The organism is Allohahella marinimesophila (assembly GCF_039538005.1).
In the GTDB taxonomy this organism is placed as follows: domain Bacteria; phylum Pseudomonadota; class Gammaproteobacteria; order Pseudomonadales; family Oleiphilaceae; genus Allohahella; species Allohahella marinimesophila.
On the sequence record NZ_BAABBO010000018.1, the window covers coordinates 182,443 to 207,003 of the forward strand.

At 56.9% G+C, this 24,561-nt stretch carries 16 protein-coding genes; 8 read left to right on the forward strand and 8 right to left on the reverse strand.

The annotated features are described in order from the left end of the window. Positions 1–12: 12 nt before the first annotated feature. Positions 13–678: a substrate-binding periplasmic protein gene (locus tag ABD735_RS17380; RefSeq protein ID WP_344808818.1), complete on the reverse strand. Its 666-nt coding sequence runs from the start codon at positions 676–678 to the stop codon at positions 13–15. A 324-nt stretch (positions 679–1,002) separates the two neighbouring features. Between ABD735_RS17380 and ABD735_RS17385 the strand changes: the two genes are divergently transcribed. Then, positions 1,003–3,144: a lipoxygenase family protein gene (locus ABD735_RS17385; protein WP_344808820.1), complete on the forward strand. Its 2,142-nt coding sequence runs from the start codon at positions 1,003–1,005 to the stop codon at positions 3,142–3,144. A gap of 18 nt (positions 3,145–3,162) precedes the next feature. On the opposite strand, the gene ABD735_RS17390 is transcribed toward ABD735_RS17385, so the two are convergent. From ABD735_RS17390 to ABD735_RS17400, 3 genes are all read right to left on the reverse strand, one after another. Then, on the reverse strand, positions 3,163–8,211 hold the full coding sequence (locus ABD735_RS17390; protein WP_344808822.1) for a diguanylate cyclase domain-containing protein: 5,049 nt from the start codon (positions 8,209–8,211) through the stop codon (positions 3,163–3,165). 139 nt (positions 8,212–8,350) lie between these two features. Further along, positions 8,351–9,289 carry a methyltransferase gene (locus ABD735_RS17395; protein ID WP_344808824.1) on the reverse strand — a complete coding sequence of 313 codons (939 nt, stop codon included), beginning with the start codon at positions 9,287–9,289 and terminating at the stop codon, positions 8,351–8,353. Beyond that, positions 9,286–10,638, reverse strand: coding sequence for an iron-containing redox enzyme family protein (locus tag ABD735_RS17400; protein ID WP_344808826.1), 1,353 nt, complete (start codon positions 10,636–10,638; stop codon positions 9,286–9,288). The genes ABD735_RS17395 and ABD735_RS17400 overlap by 4 nt, the downstream gene beginning before the upstream one ends. A gap of 153 nt (positions 10,639–10,791) precedes the next feature. On the opposite strand from ABD735_RS17400, the gene ABD735_RS17405 reads away from it, so the two are divergent. The 4 genes from ABD735_RS17405 (at position 10,792) to ABD735_RS17420 (ending at position 15,237) form a co-directional block, all read left to right on the forward strand. Then, positions 10,792–12,357 (forward strand): phospholipase D family protein, encoded by a 1,566-nt coding sequence (locus ABD735_RS17405; protein ID WP_344808828.1) that lies wholly within the window; start codon positions 10,792–10,794, stop codon positions 12,355–12,357. Positions 12,358–12,489: 132 nt separating this feature from the next. Then, a complete protein-coding gene (locus tag ABD735_RS17410) occupies positions 12,490–13,020 on the forward strand; it encodes a methanogen output domain 1-containing protein (RefSeq protein WP_344808830.1) in 531 nt (176 codons plus the stop codon). Continuing rightward, entirely contained in the window at positions 12,995–14,584 is a 1,590-nt protein-coding gene (locus ABD735_RS17415) for a hybrid sensor histidine kinase/response regulator (RefSeq protein WP_344808832.1), read from the forward strand. Before ABD735_RS17410 ends, ABD735_RS17415 begins: the two co-directional genes overlap by 26 nt. Before the next feature lie 287 nt (positions 14,585–14,871). Then, the gene (locus ABD735_RS17420; protein WP_344808834.1) at positions 14,872–15,237 is read left to right on the forward strand and encodes a DUF7352 domain-containing protein; all 366 of its coding nucleotides are present in this window, start codon (positions 14,872–14,874) and stop codon (positions 15,235–15,237) included. Between the two features lie 48 nt (positions 15,238–15,285). On the opposite strand, the gene ABD735_RS17425 is transcribed toward ABD735_RS17420, so the two are convergent. From ABD735_RS17425 to ABD735_RS17440, 4 genes are read right to left on the reverse strand one after another with little or no spacing between them, the layout of a single operon-like run. Continuing rightward, on the reverse strand, positions 15,286–16,485 hold the full coding sequence (locus tag ABD735_RS17425) for an MFS transporter (RefSeq protein WP_344809002.1): 1,200 nt from the start codon (positions 16,483–16,485) through the stop codon (positions 15,286–15,288). A gap of 3 nt (positions 16,486–16,488) precedes the next feature. Continuing rightward, entirely contained in the window at positions 16,489–18,015 is a 1,527-nt protein-coding gene (locus tag ABD735_RS17430; protein WP_344808836.1) for a tripartite tricarboxylate transporter permease, read from the reverse strand. Positions 18,016–18,041: 26 nt separating this feature from the next. Further along, positions 18,042–18,503 carry a tripartite tricarboxylate transporter TctB family protein gene (locus ABD735_RS17435; RefSeq protein ID WP_344808837.1) on the reverse strand — a complete coding sequence of 154 codons (462 nt, stop codon included), beginning with the start codon at positions 18,501–18,503 and terminating at the stop codon, positions 18,042–18,044. Then, the gene (locus tag ABD735_RS17440; RefSeq protein WP_344808839.1) at positions 18,500–19,504 is read right to left on the reverse strand and encodes a Bug family tripartite tricarboxylate transporter substrate binding protein; all 1,005 of its coding nucleotides are present in this window, start codon (positions 19,502–19,504) and stop codon (positions 18,500–18,502) included. Before ABD735_RS17440 ends, ABD735_RS17435 begins: the two co-directional genes overlap by 4 nt. A gap of 144 nt (positions 19,505–19,648) precedes the next feature. On the opposite strand from ABD735_RS17440, the gene ABD735_RS17445 reads away from it, so the two are divergent. The 3 genes from ABD735_RS17445 (at position 19,649) to ABD735_RS17455 (ending at position 24,555) form a co-directional block, all read left to right on the forward strand. After that, a complete protein-coding gene (locus tag ABD735_RS17445) occupies positions 19,649–21,301 on the forward strand; it encodes an ATP-binding protein (protein ID WP_344808841.1) in 1,653 nt (550 codons plus the stop codon). Beyond that, the gene (locus ABD735_RS17450) at positions 21,298–22,053 is read left to right on the forward strand and encodes a response regulator (protein ID WP_344808843.1); all 756 of its coding nucleotides are present in this window, start codon (positions 21,298–21,300) and stop codon (positions 22,051–22,053) included. The genes ABD735_RS17445 and ABD735_RS17450 overlap by 4 nt, the downstream gene beginning before the upstream one ends. A 264-nt stretch (positions 22,054–22,317) precedes the next feature. Next, positions 22,318–24,555: an NADP-dependent isocitrate dehydrogenase gene (locus ABD735_RS17455; protein ID WP_344808845.1), complete on the forward strand. Its 2,238-nt coding sequence runs from the start codon at positions 22,318–22,320 to the stop codon at positions 24,553–24,555. Positions 24,556–24,561 lie beyond the last annotated feature (6 nt).

A 24,561-nucleotide genomic window follows, 5' to 3' on the forward strand; every position in this document is an offset into this window, starting at 1 on the left:
CCCGCGCGAAGGTCAGAACACTGCCTCACTCTCCCGCAGGCTCACAAAAGCCGCTTCAAGATCCCGCAAGAGTCTTTTTGCCCGAGGCGTTTTTCTGGACACGATGAACTTGCACTCGAGGAGGGAAATCAGCGTGCTGTGCAGGTCAGGCACCTCGACCTGCTTGAGCGCCGCGTCGACCGGGCCAGCATAGTCGAGCAGGATGTCGCCGCGACCAAGGTTCAGGACCTTGAGCGCCTGGGCATGGTCGTCGACTTCAAGTGCACTAATACCAGTGGATGGGTCCTTGATCCTGTTTATCCAGCCACCGTAGCTGTAACCCCGCAACACGATGACTATCTTGCCTTGCAGGTCTTCCCAGCGTTGGACCGCAGGTGCCTCACCCTTGCTGTAGGCACGCAGTTCGATTCGGGCGATGGTCATTTCACCAGCGAGAATGTTCCCCTTGAAACCGGGAATGGTGGTAATGCCAAGGAAGAGATCGACGTCGCCTGTGCCAAGATAGGCTGCCAGCCGGTTTGCGGGATAGTGTTTTGCTTTCCAGCGATAGCCTGCCCGTTCCAGGGCGCGCTGGCCGAGGTCCAGCAGATGCCCTGCTGGCTGGCCGGCGTCATCCACGTAAGAGGCGGGAGGAAACTCTACGAATCCAAGCGTCAGCGGGGGCTCGGAAGCAGCCATCTTATCGTCTGCCTGGCAGGGCAAAATGCTCGCAAACATAGAAAACAAGCCGAGAAGCAAGCACCATCTTTTCAGTCTGGGACGGCATGAAAACTCGAATATTAGTCGCTGCGGGGGCTGCTGAATAACGGTAGGAAACAGGCTCGACATCATGACATCCAGAATATGGGCGAAACGGAAGCCCGAGTTGTTCTCGCTTATGCGCAACAGTCGACAGGACCCTGAGGATCATTTTCGCACTTCTCCTCGCCCCCATCTATACCTAATAGGCACCGAGAATAATTCTCGATCAATATAATCTCGCTTCTTTGATGTAAGGAAAAGATGATGATCGATGCCTCATCCAGCAATCCTGTTCCCTCACTTCCCCAGAACGACACACCGACAGCCCAGGCGCAGCGAGCGTTTCAGCTCTCTCTGGCGCGAACGTCCTACAACTATATGCAGTCCTATCTGGAGCATGTTCCACTATCGGCCGGCGTGCCTAAGGGTGAGGAGTTCTCCCTGGCCTACACAGCTAAAGTGCTGCCAGTGTTCCTTCGGCTGGCGGCGAATTTCAAAGGTGTGGTCCTTGGCATACTCGCCGAGGAGCTGGAAGGCGACCTGCCGACTGAGGCCATCCGTGACGTCGAAAAAGCGTGGGACAAGCTTGAAGACAACCTGAGCATCTTCCACCCTGAGCGAGATCTGGAAAATCTGAAGGGGCTGCTTGGTAGCTTGAGCAAAGTACCCAGGGCCCTTGAAGGGATGGTGAGGATCCCGGGGGATCTTGAGCGTATGGCCACCGGCCTGAACCTCGTTTTCGAAGAGTTGCTTCGTGAAGGCCCGACGGCTCTGCTGAAATCGACCCTCTTCAATATGCTCGACCGTGATGGCGAGCGTGACTATCTGCAGGCGACGGGCATCGCGGATTACCGGAAGCTGTTCGAGCTTCTACCGGCCCCGCAAACACTCGATATTGCCAGACAACCCTGGATGAAGGCTAAAGCTGAACCGTATGAGCAGGACTGGTACTTTGGCTATCTCCAGACGGCTGGCTTCAATACGACAATCCTGACGGGCGTGCGACTGGACAAGGATACACCACTCTATGGAACACCCCTGTCATCACTGATCAGGAAGATGCCTGTAACAGACGGCATGCTGCAGTCGGTGACCGGTAATGCCAGGCTAACCCTGAAAGCTGCCGCAAGGAGCAAGCGCCTTTATGTCTGTGACTATGCGATGCTGACAGAGGCCAAAACCGATCCCAACCATGGTGAAGAGCGCTATGTCGCTGCACCCATCGCACTGTTCTATCTGAATGACGAGCCCGGCCCCGGCTATCCCGACGGGGGCGCCGCATTGCAACCCATCGCGATTCAGCTACAGCAGACACACGATACTGAATCGGCGCCGATCTTCACGCCGAATGATTGTGCCAACGCCAACGATGCCAAGGGACTGAAATGGCAACTCGCCAAGACTCTGGTAAATGTGGCTTGCGCCATGCAGCATGAAAACGTCGCTCATCTCGGTGCCTGCCATCTCACGCTGGATCCGATGATTGTCGCTGCGCATCGCCAGCTCTCGGAGCAGCACCCATTGTTGCAGCTGCTCATTCCACATTTTCGTTTCACGTTGAATATCAACGACAATGCCATACACAGCCTCGTTATTCCTGGCGGCGTGGTAGCCAATACTGTGGGTCTGAAGGTTGAATCATCTCTGGCCATGGTAGCCGCAGCAAGGCAGACCTGGCGCTGGGATGAGCAGAGTCCTGACAAACTGTTCGAACTCCGTGGCGTCGATGCCAGCAGCCTGCCGGAATTCGCTTTCAGGGATGATACATTGCTGTTGTGGACAGCGATCAAACGCTACGTCGGGTCATATCTGGAAGTCTATTACGCCAACGACACAGCGGTCGCAAACGATACTGAGCTGCAGGGCTTCATCAACGAACTTGTCTCCCCCAAGTATGCTGACTTCAAGGGCCTGAATGGCCTCAAGCCAAGCGGAGACGAACAGCAGCCTTTCGTTATCGACAGCCTTGAGTATCTGACGCAGATCGTCTCGCACATCATCTACATTGCAGGGCCACTGCATGCCTCGGTCAACTATGCGCAGTATCCCCTCATGTCGTTCAGCCCCAGCGTTTCGGGGTGCATCTACAACCCGCTTCCGGCCAGACGCACCGTGATCAGCAGCAAGGACAAGGCGGTTGGCTGGTACCCGCCGCTGGACATCGCGCTGTACACTCTGTCATTTGAATACCTGTTGAGTGGAGTGCAGTACGATTCCTTCGGCCAGTACAGCGATGACCCCCGAGTGCCTTACTTCACAGATGCCCGGGTGCATGAGGCAGTCGGTAATTTTCAGCAGGACCTGGCACTGGCAGAGATCGAGATTAGTCAACGGAACAGGAGCAGAGCCATGCCCTACACGTTCCAGCTGCCGTCGATGATCCCGAATAGCACCAGTATCTGATAGCGCGAGGACCTCTATTCACTCGGCAATGCAGTAGCGGTTTCTTCCCAGTTCCTTGGCCTTGTAGAGGGCCTCGTCTGCCTTGGTGATGATGAGGTCGGCATCGTCATTCTGGACGGCGGCCATCGTGCAGACGCCCAGACTGATGGTGATGTGATCTTCAGCGCCTGTATAGGCATGGGGGAGCTGTAGATCGCGCACGGCATCCAGGCAGTTGCGCGCGATTTGCAACACATCCACGTTCTTGGACCCAGTGATGAGGATGACAAATTCCTCTCCGCCGTAACGGGCCAGCAGATCGCCCGAGCGATGCACCACATGCTGAAGCGCCTGGGCAACAGCATTGATGCAACGGTCCCCAGCGGGATGGCCATAGTGGTCGTTGTAGAGTTTGAAATGATCAATGTCAATCATCAACAGCGACAAGGGCAGACCATCACGCTGACTGCGGGCCCACTCCCGTGCGATAGTGACATCAAACTCGCGCCGGTTAGCCACGCCCGTCAAGGCATCGATGCTTGCCAGGCGATGCAACTCTTCCGTGCGTAGCCGGACCTTTTCCTCCAACTGACCGTAGTGTCGCGCATTGACTAACGACACTGCCGCCTGAGCGGCTATCAGTTCCAGCGTGTCCTTATGCCGGCTGGTAAAGGTCTTCTCGGTCAGATTGTTTTCAAGATAGACGATCGCGATAAGCCGGCCTTGCCCGACAACGGGCAGACACAGTACAGACTTAGGTCGATGCCGCTGGAGATAGTCGTTATTCAGAAAACGCAGATCTTCTGCCGGCTTGTCGAGAAGGAGGGTTTCGGAAGTCTGCTGAACATAGCGGATGACCGCATCCGAAAGCCTGGGCTCCGCATGACCAGGGCTATCGGAAGGATCGTAGGCCCGCACCTCGTGCTCTGCACCAAACAGCTCACACCTGATGGTCCCAGTGCCTGAATCAAAATGACCGAACACACCCAGCCTGAGCACGCCGTCATCATTCACCACTATGCCGCCCTGCTGCGCGCCTGCATTTTCAAGCAGGACTTCCATCAGCTTCTTCAGCAGATCACTGGTATTCACCTCCTGTGAGAGCAACTGGTTTGCTTTCAATAGCGATTGATAATCGAGCAGGTTCGAACTGGAGGCTGCAGTCCCGGAACCGAGGAGTGCCGAATCATTCACTGCACCGAGGGAAAAACTTCGCCAGCCTCCCGTCAGCGAGGGCCATTCCCGCTCGATCAGCAGGCATTTGGCAGTGGCGCCCCAGCGACCGTAGTAATAATGCGCCTCTCTGATGAAATGCTGAGCCAGACGCTGTTGCTGCAGCGCCGACCAATAGTGAGCGTAGCGTTCACAGGCCAGCGCCTGACACTGGAGGAAGCCGGCCTGCTCTGCCGCTTCGATGGACTGGTCATACAGAGACATCGCGAGATCTTTATCTGCCTCGACACAGGCTATTTCCGCACTGATCAGCAGGTGTTTGTGTTCGAAATTCTGCGGACAATCGACTGCCCATGTCCTGAATTGCTCACAGTATTCACGCGCAGCCACAATATCTTCATCGAGCGGTTTCGCCTCATTCAGCAAAATAAGTGCTGAATAAAAGCTGGCCTCGGTCACTGAGGGACTATCTGGCAGGAAGGCGCTGATCATGCCTCGGTTCTGCACAAACTGTTGCTGACCTTCTCTGTCACCCATCAGATAGGCGTGTCGAATCATGGCACTGCTATAGAACGCCAGATCGATCGATGGTGTGCTGAAATCCCCATTGAAGATATTGCGAGTATTCAGATCATCGGAATCCAGCGAGCCTGGGTGAGCGGTCTTGCCCTGCAGGGCCAGGATGGACTGAACACTGCACAGCCTCAGATATTGAGCGATGGGCGTTTGATGGTGCTTGTTGAGAAACGCCAGACCGCGATCTGCCTCTACCTCGACTTCGGACAGCGGCCTGCCGCTGATCAGCTGGTTTCTGATGCTGAAGAGGATAGAGTACCCGGCATACACCAGGTTGATCCCTTCGCGACCCCAGGCTGCGACCTGAGCCAATGGCTCGACCGTGTGGGTAATCGGTTCGCACCAGTGCTGATAAGTCGAGGAAAAATACTGGTAGGTCGTTGCCCGGTAATATTTGTTGTCCCATCGATCTGACATCGTTCTCGCCAGACGCCCCATCCGGTAGCACTGCGGGTAGGCCTCTCCCATGGAGGACATGGCTGTTGCGTAGGTCAGATAACCGATCGCGCTCAGCTCACATTGACCGTGTTCCAGTGTCAGCCTGACCATCCTGCAGGCATTGACGGCATAGGACTTGAAGGCGCCGACGAGATAGAGCGCCACTGCCAGGGCATTGTGCAGCTGCATACACTGCAGACTGACGGTGTCGGTCATGGTGGCCGCTGACAGGAGCTGGGGCTCATCATAGCCGGACAATGCCATTTTCGTGGCGCCGAAAGTCTCTACCAGTTCGGCACCTGCCGCCTCTTCGTTTTCGGGGAAGGGTTGGCCCAGTTGCCTCAGACTGGCGAACATCGCAGCGATCGCTTCCGGAAACCGGCCCTGCATCTGATACTGCTGCGCCTGCACGAGACTGAGCTCGATCAAGTCCGACGGGGTCTGCGAGGCTTCCCGGACCACATCGTACAGCGCATCAGCGGTGTCAAAGCCACCAGACAGATATTCTGCTTCAGCCAATTCCCTGTGTATCCTGAAGGTATTGTCAGGCTGATCTACCCAGGCTGAGGGCGGTAGCAGCTTTTGCGCAATGCGAAGAAATTCGGCGGCGGCTTTGTATGCTGCGGCTTTCTTGACCTTGAGACCTGCGCTCAGATTGAGCGCCACTAGTTGGGCCCGCTCGGCTTCATCGTCAATGAGCTCGCTTGCGCTATTGAGGGCCTGCAGCACAAGGAAGGGGTTTTCCTCGATTTCCGCAGGCGTACTACTGGCCAGCAGATGCCGCCCGATGCTGAGTTGCAGCACTGTTCGGTCAGCTTCCGGGGTCAAGTGCCAGGCCGCCTGTTGCACACGGTCATGGAGAAAACGGCATCGAGCCGCACTGAGTTGTACCCGGTCCTGACTGAACGAAAGATCCTCGTCAAGCCGGAGAATGAATCCTGCCTCCAGTACGGGCTGCAGGGTTGCCGCAGTGGTCATCACATCACTTTCAGACACCGCGGCGAGTTGTCGCACTGTAAATTCGATGCCGAGATTTGCAGCTATGGCCAATAATGTCTGCGCAGCACCATCGAGCTGTTGAAGCTTGATGACCATGAAATCGACGACGTTGTCGGTGATAGCGCGCTGTCGGATACATTCGACATCCCATGTCCAGCGGCCATGATGATGATCGTGCCAGACATCGCCCTTTTCGTGCAGCGTTTCGAGAAACTGGTTGAGAAAGAAAGGATTACCGTGCGTTTTCTCGAGACAGAGTTCAGTCAGATCGCCGGTAGATGCGCTTGAGCAGTGTAAGGTATCGGCGAGAAGCTGCTCGATATCCTCCGTCTTCAAGGGTTCCAGTTGCAGGGTTTGCACGGGCGTCTTGCCCTGATTGAGCGTAGCCAGTGTGTGTGACAGCGGATGGCCTTCATCAACCTCGTTACTTCGATAGGCCCCCACCACCATCAGCGCCACATCCCGGTGATTCACTAGCTGTTTTTCGAGGAGCGTCAGCGTGGGCACGTCGGCCCACTGTAAATCGTCCAGAAAGAGCACGAGTGGCCGGTCCGGCGAACACAGTGCGTTGATGAACTGAGACCAGGCAAGCGCGAAGCGTGCTTCTGCCTCTGCTGCCGGCAGTGGCGGCACCTCAGGCGGGCGACCCGTAATCAGGGTCAGCTCAGGCAAGAGTTCCACGATAACGCCAGCATTGTTGCCAAGCGCTGCTGACAGTCTTTCCCGCCAATAATCGAGCACTGCGCCAGGCTCACTGAGGAGTTGCTGTATCAGCGGGGGAAAGGCCTGAATCAACGCAACATAGGGCTGCGATCGATTGTACTGATCGCATTTGCCGGAAATGAAGAAGCCTCGCGAAGTAATCTGTGGTGTTTGCAATTGCTGGACAAGCACCGTCTTGCCGATGCCCGAATATCCGCCAACGACCAGCATCTCGCAGTGACCACCTGACACACGCTCGAAACAATCCATCAAAGCCGCTTCCTCGGCGCTCCGCCCATATAGCTTGCGCGAGACGCGAAACCTTTGCGCGACGTCTTTGGTGCCGAGGGGAAACTCTTCAATCTGGCTATTCTGCTGCCACTGCCGCTGACACTCGGCAAGATCTGCCTGGATACCGAAGCTGCTCTGATAGCGTTCATCAGGCAACTTCGCCAGCAACCTGGCGACAATGGCGGCTACAGGTGCAGGTACGTCTTCACGCACGGCAGTCAATGACTCCGGTTGTCGCGCAATATGGCTGTGCATAAGCGTCATGAGATCATCGCTCACGAAGGGCAGCCGGCCGGTGAAAAGTTCAAACAGCGTAACCCCAAGGGAGTAGAGATCGCTTCTATGGTCGATCTCCAGCCCCGTGCGACCAGTCTGTTCAGGTGACATATATTGGACAGTGCTCCACAGGTCCTGCTCAGGATGCGCAAGCGCTTCATGGTTCAACCTGGTCGCGAGCGAAAAGTTGCACAGTTTCAACTGCAAACTGTCTGGATCGATCAGAACGTTGCCTGGCTGGACATCGCAATGGACGATCTGATGCCGATGTACTTCGCCCAGCGCTTTGACAAGTTCAACGGCGATCTGCAACCGGTCGCCAACAGAGAGCGTCCTCTCCTGCATGAACTGCGCAAGCGCTATGGAAGGAAAATTTTCGAGAACCAGAACGTGGATATTATTTTGATGCTCGAGGGCGTATGCCCGAACGACACGATCGGACTGGATCGACTGCAGTACCTGGAACTCGTGCTTCCAGCGAGCGTCCGAATGGGCGGAGGGATATTCACTGGTCTGAAACTTGATGATGACGTGGTCCTGCGGCGAACCATGATGTGCCGCTTGAGCACGCACGATGGCCGCGTCGTCCCGGGAATACAGCACATCTTTTATCGTGAATCCTGAGAGTCTCATCAGCCTGTTCGCTATCACCCTGCCAAGTCAGTACTGCTTACAGGCCAAGTGCGGGAGTGCGCCTGCAGCGTCTTGTCACACGGTGTTAATGAACCGTCGATAGTCCAATCATAGCGTATTCACGTCAATAAATGTTTATTCAGCTGTCCCGCACCAGGGTCAGCCCCACCGCAGCGATCCGCTCGACCTCAGCATAGACCGGTTTAATGAGCTCTTCGCCAAAAACGTCCGGATCTATTTCGCGATAGTGCCAGCTGCACCGTTCATTGTTCAGACGCTCGCGGAGAGCTTGTAGAAAACCGTCGTGGCCATTCACGATCGCAATACCGGTATACAGTAGCAGCGTGCCACCTGGGGCGAGCCGCTTGAGGGCACTTTCCACAATCTGGAAGGAAAGCCCTGCCCCGAGTTCCCCGCCACCATGACGGTAGGCTCGCTCCTGGGTGTCCATCATGTAGGGGGGGTTGGCGATGATCAGATCGAAGTCACCCTCCACATCGCCCAGCAGGTTGCTGTGCATTGCTTTGACATTGGCCGTACCAGCAAGCTTCGCATTGATCGCTGTGAGCCGTAGGGCCTGCGGATTGATATCCACCCCCAGCACCTCGGCCTCCGGCCAAGCCCGAGCCACCAGAATTGCCCCAGCGCCAGAGCCACAGCCGATATCGACAGCCCGTGCTAGCGGTTCGTCTGTGCCTTGCAGATAGGCTTCGATAAAGCTCGCGAAGCGATAGGTATCCGGCCCGAAGAACACCGAGTCATCCGCCTCCGTAGGATAGGCAGAATGAGCAAAGAGGAGCCCGCTCAGACTCGACCAGCGCAAGGCGCTGCGCCACACCTGGCCGTGGGGCAGCAACACTTCAGCGTGATGCATGAGCTCGAATTCTTCATCGCTGAGGGTGGCTCGCTCGAATGGCCGGCTCCAGCCGAAGATATCGCGCATGTCAGCGGCCCGCCGATTGGCAGCGCGAGCATTGTTGAACTCGTGGGTAGCTGGCGTGACAGCGGTATAGTGGTAGCCTGAATTGAAGAGATACCGCCCGAGCGCCAGCAAGTACTCGTCTGTCGCCGCACTCACGGGAGGACCGCCGAAAACAGCCTGGTGGCGAGCAGGCCCGCTGCAGTCGCATGACTGGATGGCGCCATGAGACGAATAAGTCGCTGCATTCGCAGCTCTTCAGGCAGCAGCGCCAACTCTCTGGCCAGTTCGCTAACGTCCTGATCAAGATCGCCTTTCGGCCCACTGCGCTTACTGACCTGTATCCGCTCCGGTCGGCCAGGCGCGCTGCGGCGGCGAATGGTATGGGACCTGCGGTCGGCCTCAGCGTCTGAAGGGGAATGAACGTTCTCTCCATGACTAAGCCAGTTGCCAGCAATCCAGTCGAAGATAAGCTGCTTCTCACAGGCACTGAAAACGCCGAACATCGGCGCTTCATTGCCATCAATCAGGCGCCAGAAACGGCTCTGCCTCGGATCTTCGTTGCGCTTGACCCAATGATTGTCCACCAGGGCCTGCAGGAAACCAGACATCTGGCCTGATCTCATCAACCACTCATTGACAGTCTTTCCACCAATGCTGCAGAAGTCAGAATGGAGGTGCCGACCAAATATACTCTTACGCTCCAGCATTGCCACCAGCGCCTGCTCAAGATCGAAGTGCTCAATGATATCGGAGACCTTGAGGCCCAGATCGTTCAGGCGGTAGCCGCGGCTGACCCGCTCGAGAAAGGCCCCCGGATCACCGGTAGCCGGCATTGTCGCCAGCAAGGCCTGCACAGCCTTACGGGCATGCCCCGTGCTGGCGTTATCAATCGTGACGTGCAGCGTAAAGTAGTAGGGATCTATCGCCAGTTCGTCGAGCTCGAAGGCAGTAATCAGCAGATGAAGCGGCAGTTGCTCATAGCCCAGATTGTAGCCGATCAATTCGGGCAGGAATTCGTCGGCGTGATAACCCATCGCCAGCTGCAGCGCGCCCTGGAGATAGTGTTCATCGCCGAGGTCTGGAAGATCGTCAGCGCCATAGGCTGTCAGCAGACGCTGATAAAGCACCACATGATTCTGTGCTGGATCGCCATCGCCCAGCTCTTCGAGATAGGTGCGAATAAGAGGATGGAAACGATCATCACGCCAGTACTGCAGCACGCCGTAGAGCCAGGCGCCATCCACGAGTTTGGTCGGTGCAACTTGCTGCAGGAAAGACAGGGCATGAGAACGAGAGCTGAAATAACGGCGGGGTTCTCCGGCCTTGCGTGAATCGAGGTATTGCGCATAGTGCTCGCCGGTCGCCAGTGCAGCCTCTTCCATCCATCCAAGCAGGTGGTCAGCTTGCGTAGGCATATCGGAAGGGAGACGCGCCGCCTCTTCCAGCCGAGCCTTGAGAAATGCCCTGGATGTGCCATGATTTTCAGGCGCCAGCGGCTCCGACATCAAGGTCCTATAAAGTCCTCGCGCGCTGCCCGAGGGCGTCAAATCATTGAATTCCTGCAGAGATCGATGAATCTGCATACGGCTCAAGCCCCATTTTTCTAGTCAGTCTGAGCCTTTCGTACGTGAGCGCGGAGTAGCCAGTTCAGCTATATCATGAACAAACGCACAGGAATAAAAGGACTCGCGTTATTGATAGTGGCCTCTTTGGTCGTTATGACTCAGGCTTGCGCCCTCCCCTCATTGCACAACCGCAGCCCGTCGACAGCCCTGAATGCCGAGGCTGCAGACAATACCCTTCTCGGCCGGACAGTGACACCTTGGGAGCAGCAGCACGCTGACAACAGCGGAGTGATCATGCTGCCAGATCCATTGGCCGCTTTCGCTGCCAGAATGCTGCTCATTGGCATGAGCGAGAAAACACTGGTTCTTCAATATTACATCTGGCAGGAGGACACCACTGGCAGGCTGCTCCTGCAAGCCCTGCATACCGCCGCCGAGCGGGGGGTTCGCGTCAGACTGCTTCTTGATGACAACAGTACGAGCGGTCTGGATGAAGAGCTCGCCGCGCTGGCTGCGCACCCGAATATACAGGTGCGTCTGTTTAATCCCTTCCTGATCCGCGGCGGCGCGAAATGGCTCAATTATCTTACCGATTTCAGCCGGCTCAACCGCCGCATGCACAATAAGTCCTTCACCGCCGATAATCAGGTGACGATCGTTGGTGGACGCAATGTTGGAGACGAATATTTCGGGGCGACGGAGGGCGTCCTCTTCGCGGACCTGGATGTGCTTGGTGTCGGGCCGGTCGTAGAGGACGTGTCAGACGATTTCGACTCATATTGGGCGAGCAAATCGGCGTATCCGATCGAGGATATCGTATCGACAGCTGACTCCGGAGCGCTCGTCGCGCTGACAGAGGCGCATTTCGGCCTTGCCGACGAAGCGGCGGACGTCAGCCGGTATCTCAAGGCCGTCAGCGAGTCGTCTTTCATGGACCAGTTCCTGAACCAGGCGCTCGAGCTGGAATGGACAACAGTTCAGATGATCAGCGACGATCCCGCCAAGGCTCTCGGCAAGGTGTCCCAAGACGATCTGCTGACTTCGCATTTGGCCAGGGTGCTGAAGGTGCCGCAGCATAGCGTCAACCTGGTCTCGCCATACTTCGTGCCTACCGAAGCGGGCACCGTGGCATTCCGCGAGCTGGAGGCCAGTGGCGTCGAAGTAGCGGTGCTGACGAACTCGTTGAATGCGACTGATATCGCCATCGTACATGCAGGCTATGCAAAGCGTCGTAAACCCCTGCTCAGGGGCGGCGTGAGGCTGTATGAAATGCGACAACTCGCAGCCCCTCCAGAGCCAGAAGGTCTTATCCTCTCGATCAGCCGAAGCGGTTCAAGCCTTCATGCCAAGACATTTTCGATCGATGGCAAGCGTGTCTTCGTTGGCTCCTTCAATTTCGACCCGCGGTCCGCGAACCTGAATACTGAGCTTGGCTTCCTGATTGACAGTTCAGCCATGGCACGCAGAATCGACAGCGCTTTTGAGACCGAAGTGCCCAGCTATGCCTATGAAGTGCGCCTGGATGACGATGATGACCTGTATTGGCTGGAGCAGCAGGGTAACGATCTCTTCAGACACGATGTCGAGCCAGAAACGCATATACTCGAACGGCTTCTTGTGCATTTTTTCGCCTTGCTCCCGATAGAGTGGCTGCTCTGACAAGTGATGGAATTAACGAGCCGCGCCACAGGCTGGTCATTTGGCTGCATTGTCTTTAGCCAGCCACTGAGCTAAATTTACACAATAACGATAGCGACCCCCTACCTCTTCGCGCTTGATCCCGGAGTCTATTTGAATTCGCCAACCAGAATTCCTGTGAAGGACCTGAGTCTCGACCTCGAGCGCGATGTCTTTCTACGCTCACTGATTCGTGAGCTTGCCGGCACCCTACAGGATGTCATCGGTCTTGAGGAAGCCGCTGGCTTCGTCAGTGTGGTTGGCCAGCGAATTGGCGATCAGCTCAACCAGAGCTACCGGCAGGCCATAGGCACCGAAACACTCTCGAGGTCCCAGGTGGCTGAGGTGTTGGTGGATCTGAAGCGCCGTATCAAGGGTGACTTTTTCATTATCGAAGAGTCTGATGACAGGCTTGTATTCGGCAACCGGGCCTGCCCCTTCGCCGAAAAGGTCATCGGAAGACCCTCGATGTGCATGATGACATCGAATGTTTTCGGTGTGATCACTGCTGAAAATACAGGTTATGCCAGAGTCGAGCTCAAGGAAACGATAGCCGAGGGCGCTCCAGGCTGCCGGGTAGTCGTGAATCTCAAACCGGTGGATGAAGACCGGCTCACTGATGGTCGTGAATACTTTGCAGGCTAAGCTGCCCCAGTTTCGAACCGCGCTGCAGTTCCACCAATTTGCCAATATTTTCCCGGAAGCGGTTCTGCTGGTGGATGCTGATGGTCTGGTGCTGGCCGTCAATAAATCAGCCCAGCGCCATCTCGCGCCTTTTCACATCCAGCCAGACCGCTGCAGGCTCGATGAGCTCTGTCGGGAATCGCCCGAACAGATTTTTCAGTTTCTTCGCGCATGCGGGCGAACTCGATCATTTATTCCTGGCGCGCTCACCTTTGGTGCTGACGACGAGCACCGGGTCGTCTATCGCGCTGAAGGCGCGCTCTTTACGAGGGACGAAAACAGTGCTCAGCGCCAGATATTGATCAGGCTGCAGCCCAGGGAGGTCAGCGGCGGCCGTTTTCTCACGCTCAACCAGCAGATCGACCAACTCTCGAGAGAGGTGGATCGCCGACGCCGCGCCGAGCTGGAACTGCTGGAAGAGCAGCGACGCAAGGACGAGTTCCTCGCCATGTTGGGGCATGAACTCCGCAATCCCTTGTCGCCTATCAAGGCGGCTTTGCAGCTACAAGCGCTGCCGGATGTGCCTGATGAGGTCAGAGAACGGTCCACGTCCATCCTGAACCGGCAGGTGGATCACCTGACCAGGCTGGTCGACGACCTGCTCGACGTTGCCAGGATTTCCAGAGGCATGATACTGCTGAAAAGCGAACTGCTCGAAGTCGGCTCAATCATTTATCGAGCGTCGGAGCTCTGTCAGCCTGTCATCCAGGAAAAGGACCAGCACCTGTCCATCGAAATGGCGCCAGAGCCGCTATATGTGGTGGGCGATCTCCAGCGCCTGACCCAGGTTGTGGGCAACGTCCTTAACAACGCAGCGAAATATACCCATCGGGGCGGTACGATCCGTTTGCTAGTGTCTCGCAGGCATTCGCACCTGAATATCCTGGTGGCGGATAATGGCATGGGTATAGATCCCCCTTTGCTGCCGCGAATATTCGACGTCTTCTCTCAGTCGGAACGAACCATTGCACGATCTGAAGGTGGGCTTGGCGTGGGCCTGACAATTGTGAAACGTCTCGTTGAGCAGCATGGTGGCAAGGTGTCTGTCAGCAGTGAGGGCCTGGGGAAAGGTAGCGAGTTCATGGTCTCACTGCCACTGGCTGACGCTCCACTCGCACCAGAGCTCCCCGACTCCGCGGAGGCCACAGCACCTGGCACAGGACTGCGCGTGCTGGTAGTGGATGACAACGCTGACGCTGGCCTGATGCTGGCCGAGCTGCTCGGCTTCATGGGCTATGAAGTGCTGTTGGCTGAAAATGGTCAGCAGGCCCTGGCCGCCGCAGACAGCTCGGCGCCAAATCTCATCTTCCTCGATATCGGGCTGCCAGACATGAGCGGCTATGACGTAGCCAGAACCTTGCGCACCCGGCCCGCCAGCAAAGACACCATACTGGTCGCCCTGACCGGTTACGGGCAGGCTGATGACATCCAGCAAGCCATGTCGGCTGGTTTTGACCATCACCTCGTCAAGCCAGCTGATATCGGCCGAATGATGGAAATACTGGCGAGCTTGCAGAAAAAATAGCGTTTGCACTGTTTTCGTGCAGTCAGCCCCATTTCAGCATCGCTCTATCTGTGCAGCCGCCTTGTCGCTCTTCACCGGCTGCCACCGCTTGCTGTAGGCCAGGGGGTGGGCCGCAGCGTGTCGGCCATTGGTTTGCTCCTTATGCTGACCTCCATCGCATGACCCAACACACTCAAGAATTCATCGAAAAAATCGACCTATTCTGAAGATAAAAGATTGTTTTTACGACCATCGAGTTCGGCGATCATGGGGCTGCATCACCAAGATGCCCACCAAGGGAGAGCGCCATGAAAACCATCCATAAGTTCCGCATCGACACTGGAAAGGACATCACTACCCTGACGCTGCGTGAAGGCTATCGAATAGTCCGCTGTGAATACGTATTGTCAGACAAGGCCGTCTATCTGTGGGTAGAGCAGCCGCTGAGCGTCTCCACCCCAAGCATCGAACAGCGCTTCAGGGTGGCGCATTCCGGTGAGCCAGTGCCCGATGACTTCAGCTACGCAGGCACCGCAGTGGATCCGTTCGGCCCAGAAGCCTATCACCTGTTCCAGCTGCCAAATGCAGTGAAGCGTAGCGTGACGCCGATCAGACAAGGGCTGACCAGCGCTCATACCAGCAGCAGTGCTGCGCTGCAAAGAGCGTCAGCCTAGCAGGACGGGTCCACCTTCAACACTGATGGCGGGCCCCTTTTTCGACAATCATAGGACAGCCAGGTCCCGTTCACGCTGCTTGAACCCCGGCACCAGTCTGTAAATAATCGCCAGCCCGATAAAAACCACCACACCGGCGACAAGAAAAGTCACGGTGAAACTGGTGAATTCAGCTAACACACCCAAGAGTAGCGGTGCGCTGAATTGCACACCCCGGTTGCCCATCAGTCGCATCCCGAGGGCGCCAGCGCGCTGCTCGGCATCCACATGTTCTGCCAGGACCACCATGGACAGCGGCTGAGAAATACCCGACCCGACACCCAGTGCTAACGCCAGTACGCCAAGCGGCACGATGTTTTCGAAGAATCCGGTGAGACAAAGTGCCAACCCGACCAGCCCTACGGAGATGACCATCGCCGCGGCGCGGCCACCGAGAAGACTGATGGTGGGCGCCATGAATGGCCGTATCGCCATTGACGCAAAGGCGCGCAGGCTCACCAGGCTGCCAATCATCGTGGCGGATATGGACAGACTCTCGAGATAGACCGGTAGAAAGCTGCCATATGCACCCATGGCGAACATGACAGCCACCGTCGTCGCTATCGAAATCTGTACACCCGAGTTTTGCTTGAGCAGGCGGCCCTGCGCCCGGAAACCAGTCATCGACTTCCGCGTGGCCTGCCCAAGGCGCGCAGCACCGGTAAGGAAGAAACCGCTCGCAACGCTGATGAGCGCTATGCCGGCCATAACAGCGAACGTCGAGCGGGTGCCATCGGTGTCGATCATGTAGCCCGCCCACAACGGGCCCACTAGTTGCCCTCCAGACAGACAGGTGGCATACCAGCCAAAATACTGTTCCAGCGCCTTGCCACGCCCCAGCCCGGCAATGATCGACTGTGCCGCCAGTACCATGAGTATGTGCGCCACGCCGACCAGGAGCTGGCAGATGATGAGACCGGTATAGCCAGGCACCAACCACATGGCCAATGGCCCCATCGTCATACCGAAGCCCCCGGCTACGATGACCTTCACGCCACCGATGCGAGTGACAGCAGCGCCCAGGGGGATGGCAAAAATGAGTGGAAGAATATACGGGACGGAAAGAATACTGCCGATCATGACCGGCGAAGCCCCAAGCTCCAGAGCATACAGCGGGATGGTGACCAGCAGCATGCTCTGAACCATGAAGGCACTGGTCAGCCCTATACAGATAGCGACCAGGTTTCGTAAGACGTCCTTGTGAATGATGTGTCAGTCCGTGATTGGCGTTTTATTGGCAGCGTTCTGCATGCGGCGACGCAGCAGGGGGCCGACGACGTAAGGCAGAATAAGACCCAGCGCAGCGACGATCCAGAGACCCAGCGCCAGCGGTGTCGCAAACAGTGTACTCCATTCACCATCTGACAGGACCAGGGCGTGACTCAGGTTCTTCTCCATCTCTGGGCCCAGCAGCATACCCAGAATGACAGGCACCAGCGGAATGGCCAGCTTGCGCAGGAAGTACCCCGCAATACCAAAGGCCACCATGAAATAGAGATCGAAGGTACTGTGGCTGATTGAGTAGATACCTACGAAGGCGACCATGGTCACGATCGGCAACAGGTACATCGGTGGTACTGACAGCAGCTTGACGAAGAAGCCGATGAGCGGGATGTTCAACAGCAACAGAATCACGTTACCGATGAGCAGCGCTGCGATCACGCCCCAGACAATATCGGCATTCTGGGTGAACATGAGCGGGCCCGGCGTGATATTCAGCGAAATCAGCATGGCCAGCAGGACGGCGGTAGTGCCGCTACCGGGGACACCCAGCGTCAGCATGGGGACCAGCGCACCAGAGGCAGCGCCGTTGTTGCCAGCCTCAGGGGCTGCAACGCCACGTGGGTCACCTTCGCCAAAGTTGCCTTTCTTGCCGAGATACTGCTTTTCCAGAGTGTAGCTGACAAAGCTACCGAGCGATGCGCCGGCGCCGGGCAATACACCCGCTATGAAACCGAGTATGCCGCCTCGGAACATGGTTGGCATAGCAGCCATGATTTCCTTTGGCCTGAGCGAGAGCTTGTTCACCTTGATCAATTCTCGACCAGCTCCGGCCTTTTCCTCCATGAAGAACAGCAGCTCGGAGATAGCGAAGAGACCGACGATGGCGAGTATGAAGTCGATGCCCTCAAAGAGTTCAAGCACACCGAAGGTATAGCGCTGGGTGCCGGTCGCGATATCAATGCCGACGGAGGAAATCATCAAACCTATGGCTGCGGCGATGATGGTCTTCACCGGATTCTTGCCGGCGATGCCACCGAGTGTAGCGAACGCGAGCATGAAGAGCGCGAAGTACTCGGCAGGGCCGAAAGTCAGTGCAAAGCGGGCCAGTACCGGCGCCAGCATGATCAGACCGATAGTACCGATCAGACTGCCTACGAACGATGCGATGGCAGACATGGCCAGGGCTTCAGCAGCTCGCCCTTTCTTCGCCATCGGATAACCGTCGAGGCAGGTCATCATCGCAGGCTCGTCGCCTGGGATATTCAGCAGAATGGAGGAGATTCGTCCACCATACATCGCACCTGCGTACACTGCCGTGAGCAGAATCATCGAGGTTTCAGGGGACAGCCCCAGCGTGAAGGCCAGTGGAATCAGAATGGCGACGCCATTGGCCGGACCCAGTCCTGGCAAGGCCCCGATAATCGTCCCGATGAAGGCACCGAACAGCGCGAACATCAGGTTTTCGAAGGTCAGCGCAACGGCAAACCCCGACATCAATAACTGTAGTGTTTCCATGATCGTTACCCGATTTTATTGTTGTGTCAGAGGGCTAGAAGCCCCTCGGGGAGACTCAGTTCGAGTCCATAATTGAATAGCGCGAAGACCAGCAACGCACTGACCAGCCCAGTGATAAAGGCCGGGCGCGGATGAGCCCCCATGCGCCAGCACAGACTGCCCACGGCCAGCGTGGTCGCAAGCACGAAGCCGAGCGGCTCGAGTATTGCTGCGTAAATGATGAGGATGACGATGGCGAGCACCAGCTCGAGACCGGTGCGCCCAGCCGGCCAGTGAGCGTCTTCATCAGGTTTCACGATCAGGTAGAGACTCGAGAGCGCCAACACCACCGAGAGCAGGGTCGGGAAGGTCTCGGGGCCGACTGACTCTGCGCCGCCGAAGGGTTCAGGCCACTGCTGGGCGACCCAGCCGTATGCAACAGCGAGGACGAGCAGACCGACGCCTAGCAGTCGGTCACCTATAACGCTGGGATTTGTCGCAGCGCTCATTTCAGCAGACCTATTTCGCGTGACAGTGCCTCGATATCGGCCACCTGCACGCGGATGAACTCATCAAAACTGCCTTCGTCATTCTTGAAAGGGATGAGACCGCTGGTCTTCATGACCTGCTTCCATTGCTCGCTTTCATAAACCTTGTCGATGGCCTCATGCCAGAAAGCCTTGGCTTCGTCGGAGGCACCGGCCGGCATGTAAAAACCGCGCCAGTTGGGCGCGACAGCATCGATGCCCTGCTCTCTTGCGGTAGGAATATGGTCAAACTTGCCGGGCAGACGTTCAGGTGCGAGTACTGCCAGCACGCGAATGTCGCCGGATTCAAGAAAGCCTGTTGCCTCGGACACATCACCAGTGAAAGCATCGACCTGCCCACCGACAATCTGGGTCAGGGCTTCACCGCCATTGTTGTAGGACAGATAAGGAATTTCAGGGAGATTCTTCACGCCACCAGCTTTGGCCGCGATCAGTACCTTCAGATGATCCCAGCCGCCACGTGCGCTGGCCCCGGCGTATTTTATCACCCGCGGATCCTTCTTGCTGGCATTCAGCAAGTCGGGGAGCGTCTTGTAAGGAGAATCCTTGAGCACGGCGATAATGCCGTAGTCAGCCCCAACGGCACCGAGCCACTCCACCATGTCAGCTTTCATTCCGGGGAACTGCTTCTGTGCCAGACGTGTGGTCGTTGCCGTGGAGGCAGCTATGATGACTTTATCGTCACTCCTACGCTTGCTGATGGTGTGCGCATAGGAGACGCCACCACCCGCACCAGCCATATTCGTAGTTTGCATGTTGCCAGGAATGAGATCGAGCTCTTTCATGACGTTGGCGACGTTCCGGCAGGTGAAGTCCCAACCGCCGCCGGGGTCAGATGGAGCAATACATTCGACCTTACCGCTTGGCTGCCAGGCCAATGCCGAAACACTGAAGGTTGAGAGGAGCAGGGCCATGACGAAGGTCAGGCGCTTTGGAGACTGGGAGTGTGCAACAGGTATCATAGTGACCTCGGCTTATTGTTGTTGATGCCTGCCCAAGGTACCGATGCGCCCCCGCCTGTGAAAGATTGCGAACGTAAGGGGTATTGAGTGCTTAAAAAGACTAAAGTGCATATTGTTCATACCCGACAAGACCGTGGCCCAGCTATGTCCTCACCCTGGCAGCGCTATACCCAGCTGAAGCTCAAGACGCGGATGATTCTCGTGCTTGGTCTTGTGAGTGCCTTGCAAACCTCACTGATCGGTGGATTTGCGGGCTACTACCTGAGCGATGCCCTGTATGACCAGATCGGTCAACGTGCACTCATGGTGGCAAAGACGATTGCCGCTCTTCCATCCGTTATAGATGGTGTAGAGTCCCGGGACAGTGCCCGGTTGATGGCACTGAGCTCTAGACTCGCCGCGACCAATGAAGCGTTGTTTATCGTCATCGGTGACCATGAGGGCACAAGGCTCGCCCATCCAGACCCCACGAGGATTGGTGCCTCCATGGCAGATGATGATGGCGATCTCGGTCTGCAAGCATTGCAGAGCGGCCAGGGCTATGTATCCAAGGCGATGGGCAGCCTGGGGCTATCGATGCGGGGCAAGGCGCCAATCCGTGACAATATCGAGGATGCGGACGGCGATATCATCGGCATCGTATCGGTTGGCTATTCACTGGCCCAGGTGCAGTCGACGATACAGCGTTACAACACGGTGCTCTACGGCGTCACGGGACTGATGCTGCTCGGCAGCGTGCTGGCTGCAATCGTGATCGCGGGGCGCTTCAAGCGGGCCATCTTTGGCCTCGAGCCAGAGGAGATCGCGGCATTGTTCCAGGAGCGTAATGCCACGCTCGAGTCGGTCCGCGAAGGCATCATTGCGATAGACCGGAATGGCATCATCACCACCTTCAACCGCACCGCCATCGAGACGCTCGGTCTGGAACCATCCACCGCGCTGGCCGGCCAGCCGATCGCCACCATTCTGCCAGAAAACGACCTCATGTCGGTGTTGCGAACCGGCGAGCCGGCCTTCGATCTGGAGGTATGGCTACGTGGGCGCCAGATGATCGTAAACCGGCTTCCAGTGCGTCAGGGCGATGCCATCATCGGTGTGGTGGCGAGCTTTCGTCTGCGCGATGAACTTGATCAGGTCAGCCAGCAGCTCACCCGTATTCAGCAATACGCAGAGACACTGCGAAGTCAGACCCATGAATACTCGAACAAGCTGCACACCATTGCGGGGCTGATTCAGATCGGTGCGGCAGATGAAGCACTTGCACTCATCAGCAGCGAAGTCAGCGATCATCAGGCGCTGATTCACCTGCTGCTGGATGCAGTGCCAGACCCGATTCTTGCTGGCTGTCTGCTGGGAAAATACAACCGCGCAAGGGAAATGGGCCTGCGCCTGGTCATCGATCCTGACAGCCAGATGAAACAGCTGCCGCCTGAACTGCCACGAGAGCAGCTTGTCAGCGCGCTCGGAAACCTGATCGACAACGCGCTCGAAGCGACCCGGCGACACCATGGTTCGGGTGGGCTGGTACATTTGAGCATGACTGATCTCGGCCATGACCTTATCTTTGAAGTCGAAGACCAGGGCCCAGGCATTCCTGGCGACCAGCATGAACGTATTTTCGAGAAAGGTGTCTCCAGCAAGGCTGAAGCCGACCATGGTATTGGCCTGTATCTGGTGCAGCAATTCGTTGTGCGCTGCGGTGGGTCGGTCACCGTCGAAAATCTCCAGCCATCGGGCAGCCGTTTTACTCTCTACATTCCCAAGATCTCCAGCCCGCTAACAGGAGCGTCCACGTGAATAGCATCCGTCTCTTGATCGCAGAGGATGATCGGCAGATCGCGGAGATTCAGCGTCGTTTCATCGAACGCATCAATACCGCAACGCTCAGCGAAGGCGCCAACGCCGATCTTCCACCCATTGAACTCTGCGGTATCGCACATACCCTCGCCGATGCCCGAGACCAGATTGAAGTGTTGCAGCCCGATCTCGTATTGCTGGACGTGTGGTTTCCGGATGGGAGCGGTCTGGAATTACTACGTGAACTGCGCGCAGGCGATAGCCGTAGCGATGTCATACTCATTACGGCAGCCAAGGAAGTGGACACCCTTCGAAGCGCCCTGCGAGGTGGCGTGTTCGATTACATCCTGAAGCCGCTGGTATTTGAGCGACTTCACGAGGCGCTATTGCGATTCAGCCAGCACCTCAGGGCACTCGAGGGTCTGGAGAACGTCGCACAGGCTGCGGTTGATGCTCTGTTGCCCCGGCCTCAGATAGACACAAAAGCGACCGGAGTCGACGCCCCTAAAGCGCAGCCTGGCGACAGATTGCCTAAAGGCATCGATGCACTGACGCTGGAGAAGATCCGCACAACCCTCAGGAAACAACGAACATGGACGGCAGAGTCGGCCGGTAGTGAAATTGGCGCATCGCGAACCACGGCCCGGCGCTACCTGGAATATCTAGTCAGTGCCGGGGAGCTGGTGGCTGAAGTGAATTATGGTGCGGTAGGTCGACCAGAGCGGCATTACATTCTGGCAGACGACCATTGAGCAACTCTGCGCCAACTATCGTATTCTACCAGTGAACGTGCACAAGCACGGTTCATTTGCACCAGCACAGGGCGCGCTCCGGCGCCACTGATCAAGCTTTGATCGCCCCGATCCCGCAGAGGGATCTTTAGGTGCGTTAGCCGGACTCTAGTGATTGCGGTACCTGCCCTTGGCCGCTAAGCTTGCGTCTCAACTCTTGTAACGCAGCATCGCTGTATCGGCGTGGCCACCCTTACCGCGCCCCCGACTCCTAGGCCAAGTACCATGACAGGTTCCGTGAACACAATTCACTACACCAAGACCGATGAAGCCCCCATGCTGGCGACCTACTCGCTGCTCCCAGTCATCAGAGCATTTACCGCGCCCGCCGGGGTGAAGATCGAGCTGAGCGACATCTCGCTTGGCGCCCGCATCCTTGCTACCTTTTCCGATTATCTCAATGACGACCAGCGCGTTCCAGATGCCTTGGCCGAGCTGGGAGAACTAACGCTCAAACCTGAGGCGAATATCGTCAAGCTGCCGAATGTATCGGCCTCCATTCCCCAGCTCCGCAGGGCTATTGCCGAACTGCAGGAAAAGGGTTTCAAGATTCCTGATTTTCCCGATGAAGCTGATGACGATGACACCCGGGAAATTCGCCAGCGCTACGGCAAGGTCCTTGGCAGCTCGGTGAACCCCGTACTCAGGGAAGGCAATTCCGACCGTCGCGCACCGACTTCCGTAAAGAACTACGCTCGCAAGTTTCCTCACTCCATGGGTGAGTGGAGCATGGCGTCGCAGACCCACGTCGCCCACATGCGCAAGGGCGACTTTTACTCGAGCGAAAAGTCCGTAGTCATGGAGCGTGACGATGTGCTCCGAATCGAACTCGTCAGAACCGACGGCCAGGTCGACGTTCTCAAGGCTGAAACACCCGTTCTCGAAGGTGAAGTGGTCGACGGAATGTTCATGAGCGTGAAAGCCCTGCGAAAGTTTTTCGAAGAACAGATGGAAGACGCCAAGAAGACCAATCTACTGTTCTCACTGCACGTCAAAGCGACCATGATGAAGGTCTCACACCCCATCGTGTTCGGCCACGCCGTCACGGTGTACTTCAAGGAACTGTTCGATAAGTATGGCGAGCTTTTCGACCAGCTTGGCGTGAACCCGAATAACGGGCTTGCCAATGTGCATCAGAAAATCGAAGCCCTGCCCTACTCCATGCGCTCGGAAGTCGAGACGAAAATTCGCAAGTGTTACCGCGACCGTCCCGAAATCGCCATGGTCGATTCCGATAAGGGTGTCTCCAACCTGCATGTGCCGAGCGACGTCATCGTCGACGCATCCATGCCGGCCATGATTCGCAGCTCAGGCAAGATGTGGGGCGCAGACGGCAAACTGAAAGACACCAAGGCCGTCATTCCAGAAAGCACCTACGCGCGCATTTATCAGGAAGTCATCAATTTCTGCAAGACCAACGGCGCCTTCGACCCGACGACCATGGGCACCGTGCCGAATGTTGGCCTCATGGCGCAACAGGCTGAAGAATATGGCTCCCATGACAAGACCTTCGAGCTGAAGAGCGATGGCGTCGTCAGGGTGGTCGATCAGCAGGGCACCGTACTGATGGAGCATACCGTTGAAAAAGGCGATATCTGGCGCATGTGTCAGACCAAGGACGAGCCGATCCGCGACTGGGTGAAACTGGCCGTGAACCGCGCCAAGCTCTCAGGTATGCCTGCCGTGTTCTGGCTGGACCCGAAGCGTGCGCACGATCGCCAGCTGCAGGAAAAGGTCGAGCGTTATCTGCAGGAGCTCGATCTCACCGGTGCCGATATCACTATCCGCTCTCCGGTAGCAGCCATTCGCCTGACCATGGAACGGTTGATCATGGGGCAGGATACGATTTCGGTGACCGGCAACGTATTGCGTGACTACCTCACCGATCTGTTCCCCATCCTCGAACTCGGTACCAGCGCCAAGATGCTCTCAATCGTGCCCCTGATGAAGGGCGGCGGATTGTTCGAAACGGGCGCAGGCGGCTCAGCCCCCAAGCACGTGCAGCAGTTTACGGAAGAAGGTCACCTGCGCTGGGATTCGCTAGGTGAATTTCTGGCCCTCGCCGTCTCACTTGAAGACCTCGGCCACAAGACCGGCAACAAGCAAATCGGGATGTTGGCGAAGACCCTGGACCAGGCCACTGGGAAGCATCTTGAGCTGGACAAGGCGCCGCGCCGCATGCCGGGCGAACTGGATAATCGTGGCAGCCATTTCTATCTGACCCTGTACTGGGCAGAGGCGCTTGCGGCCCAGACTGAAGACAAGGAACTGGCAGAACGATTCAAGCCCATCGCCAAGACGCTGTCAGAGCAGGAAGAGAAGATCCTTCAGGAGCTGAAAGATGCCCAGGGCCAGCGGGTGGACATCGGCGGCTACTACCTGCCGGATGAAGAACTGGTCGCAACGGCCATGCGACCAAGCCAGACCTTCAATGCTGTACTGGAAAAGCTGACCGGGGCCTAGTGCCCT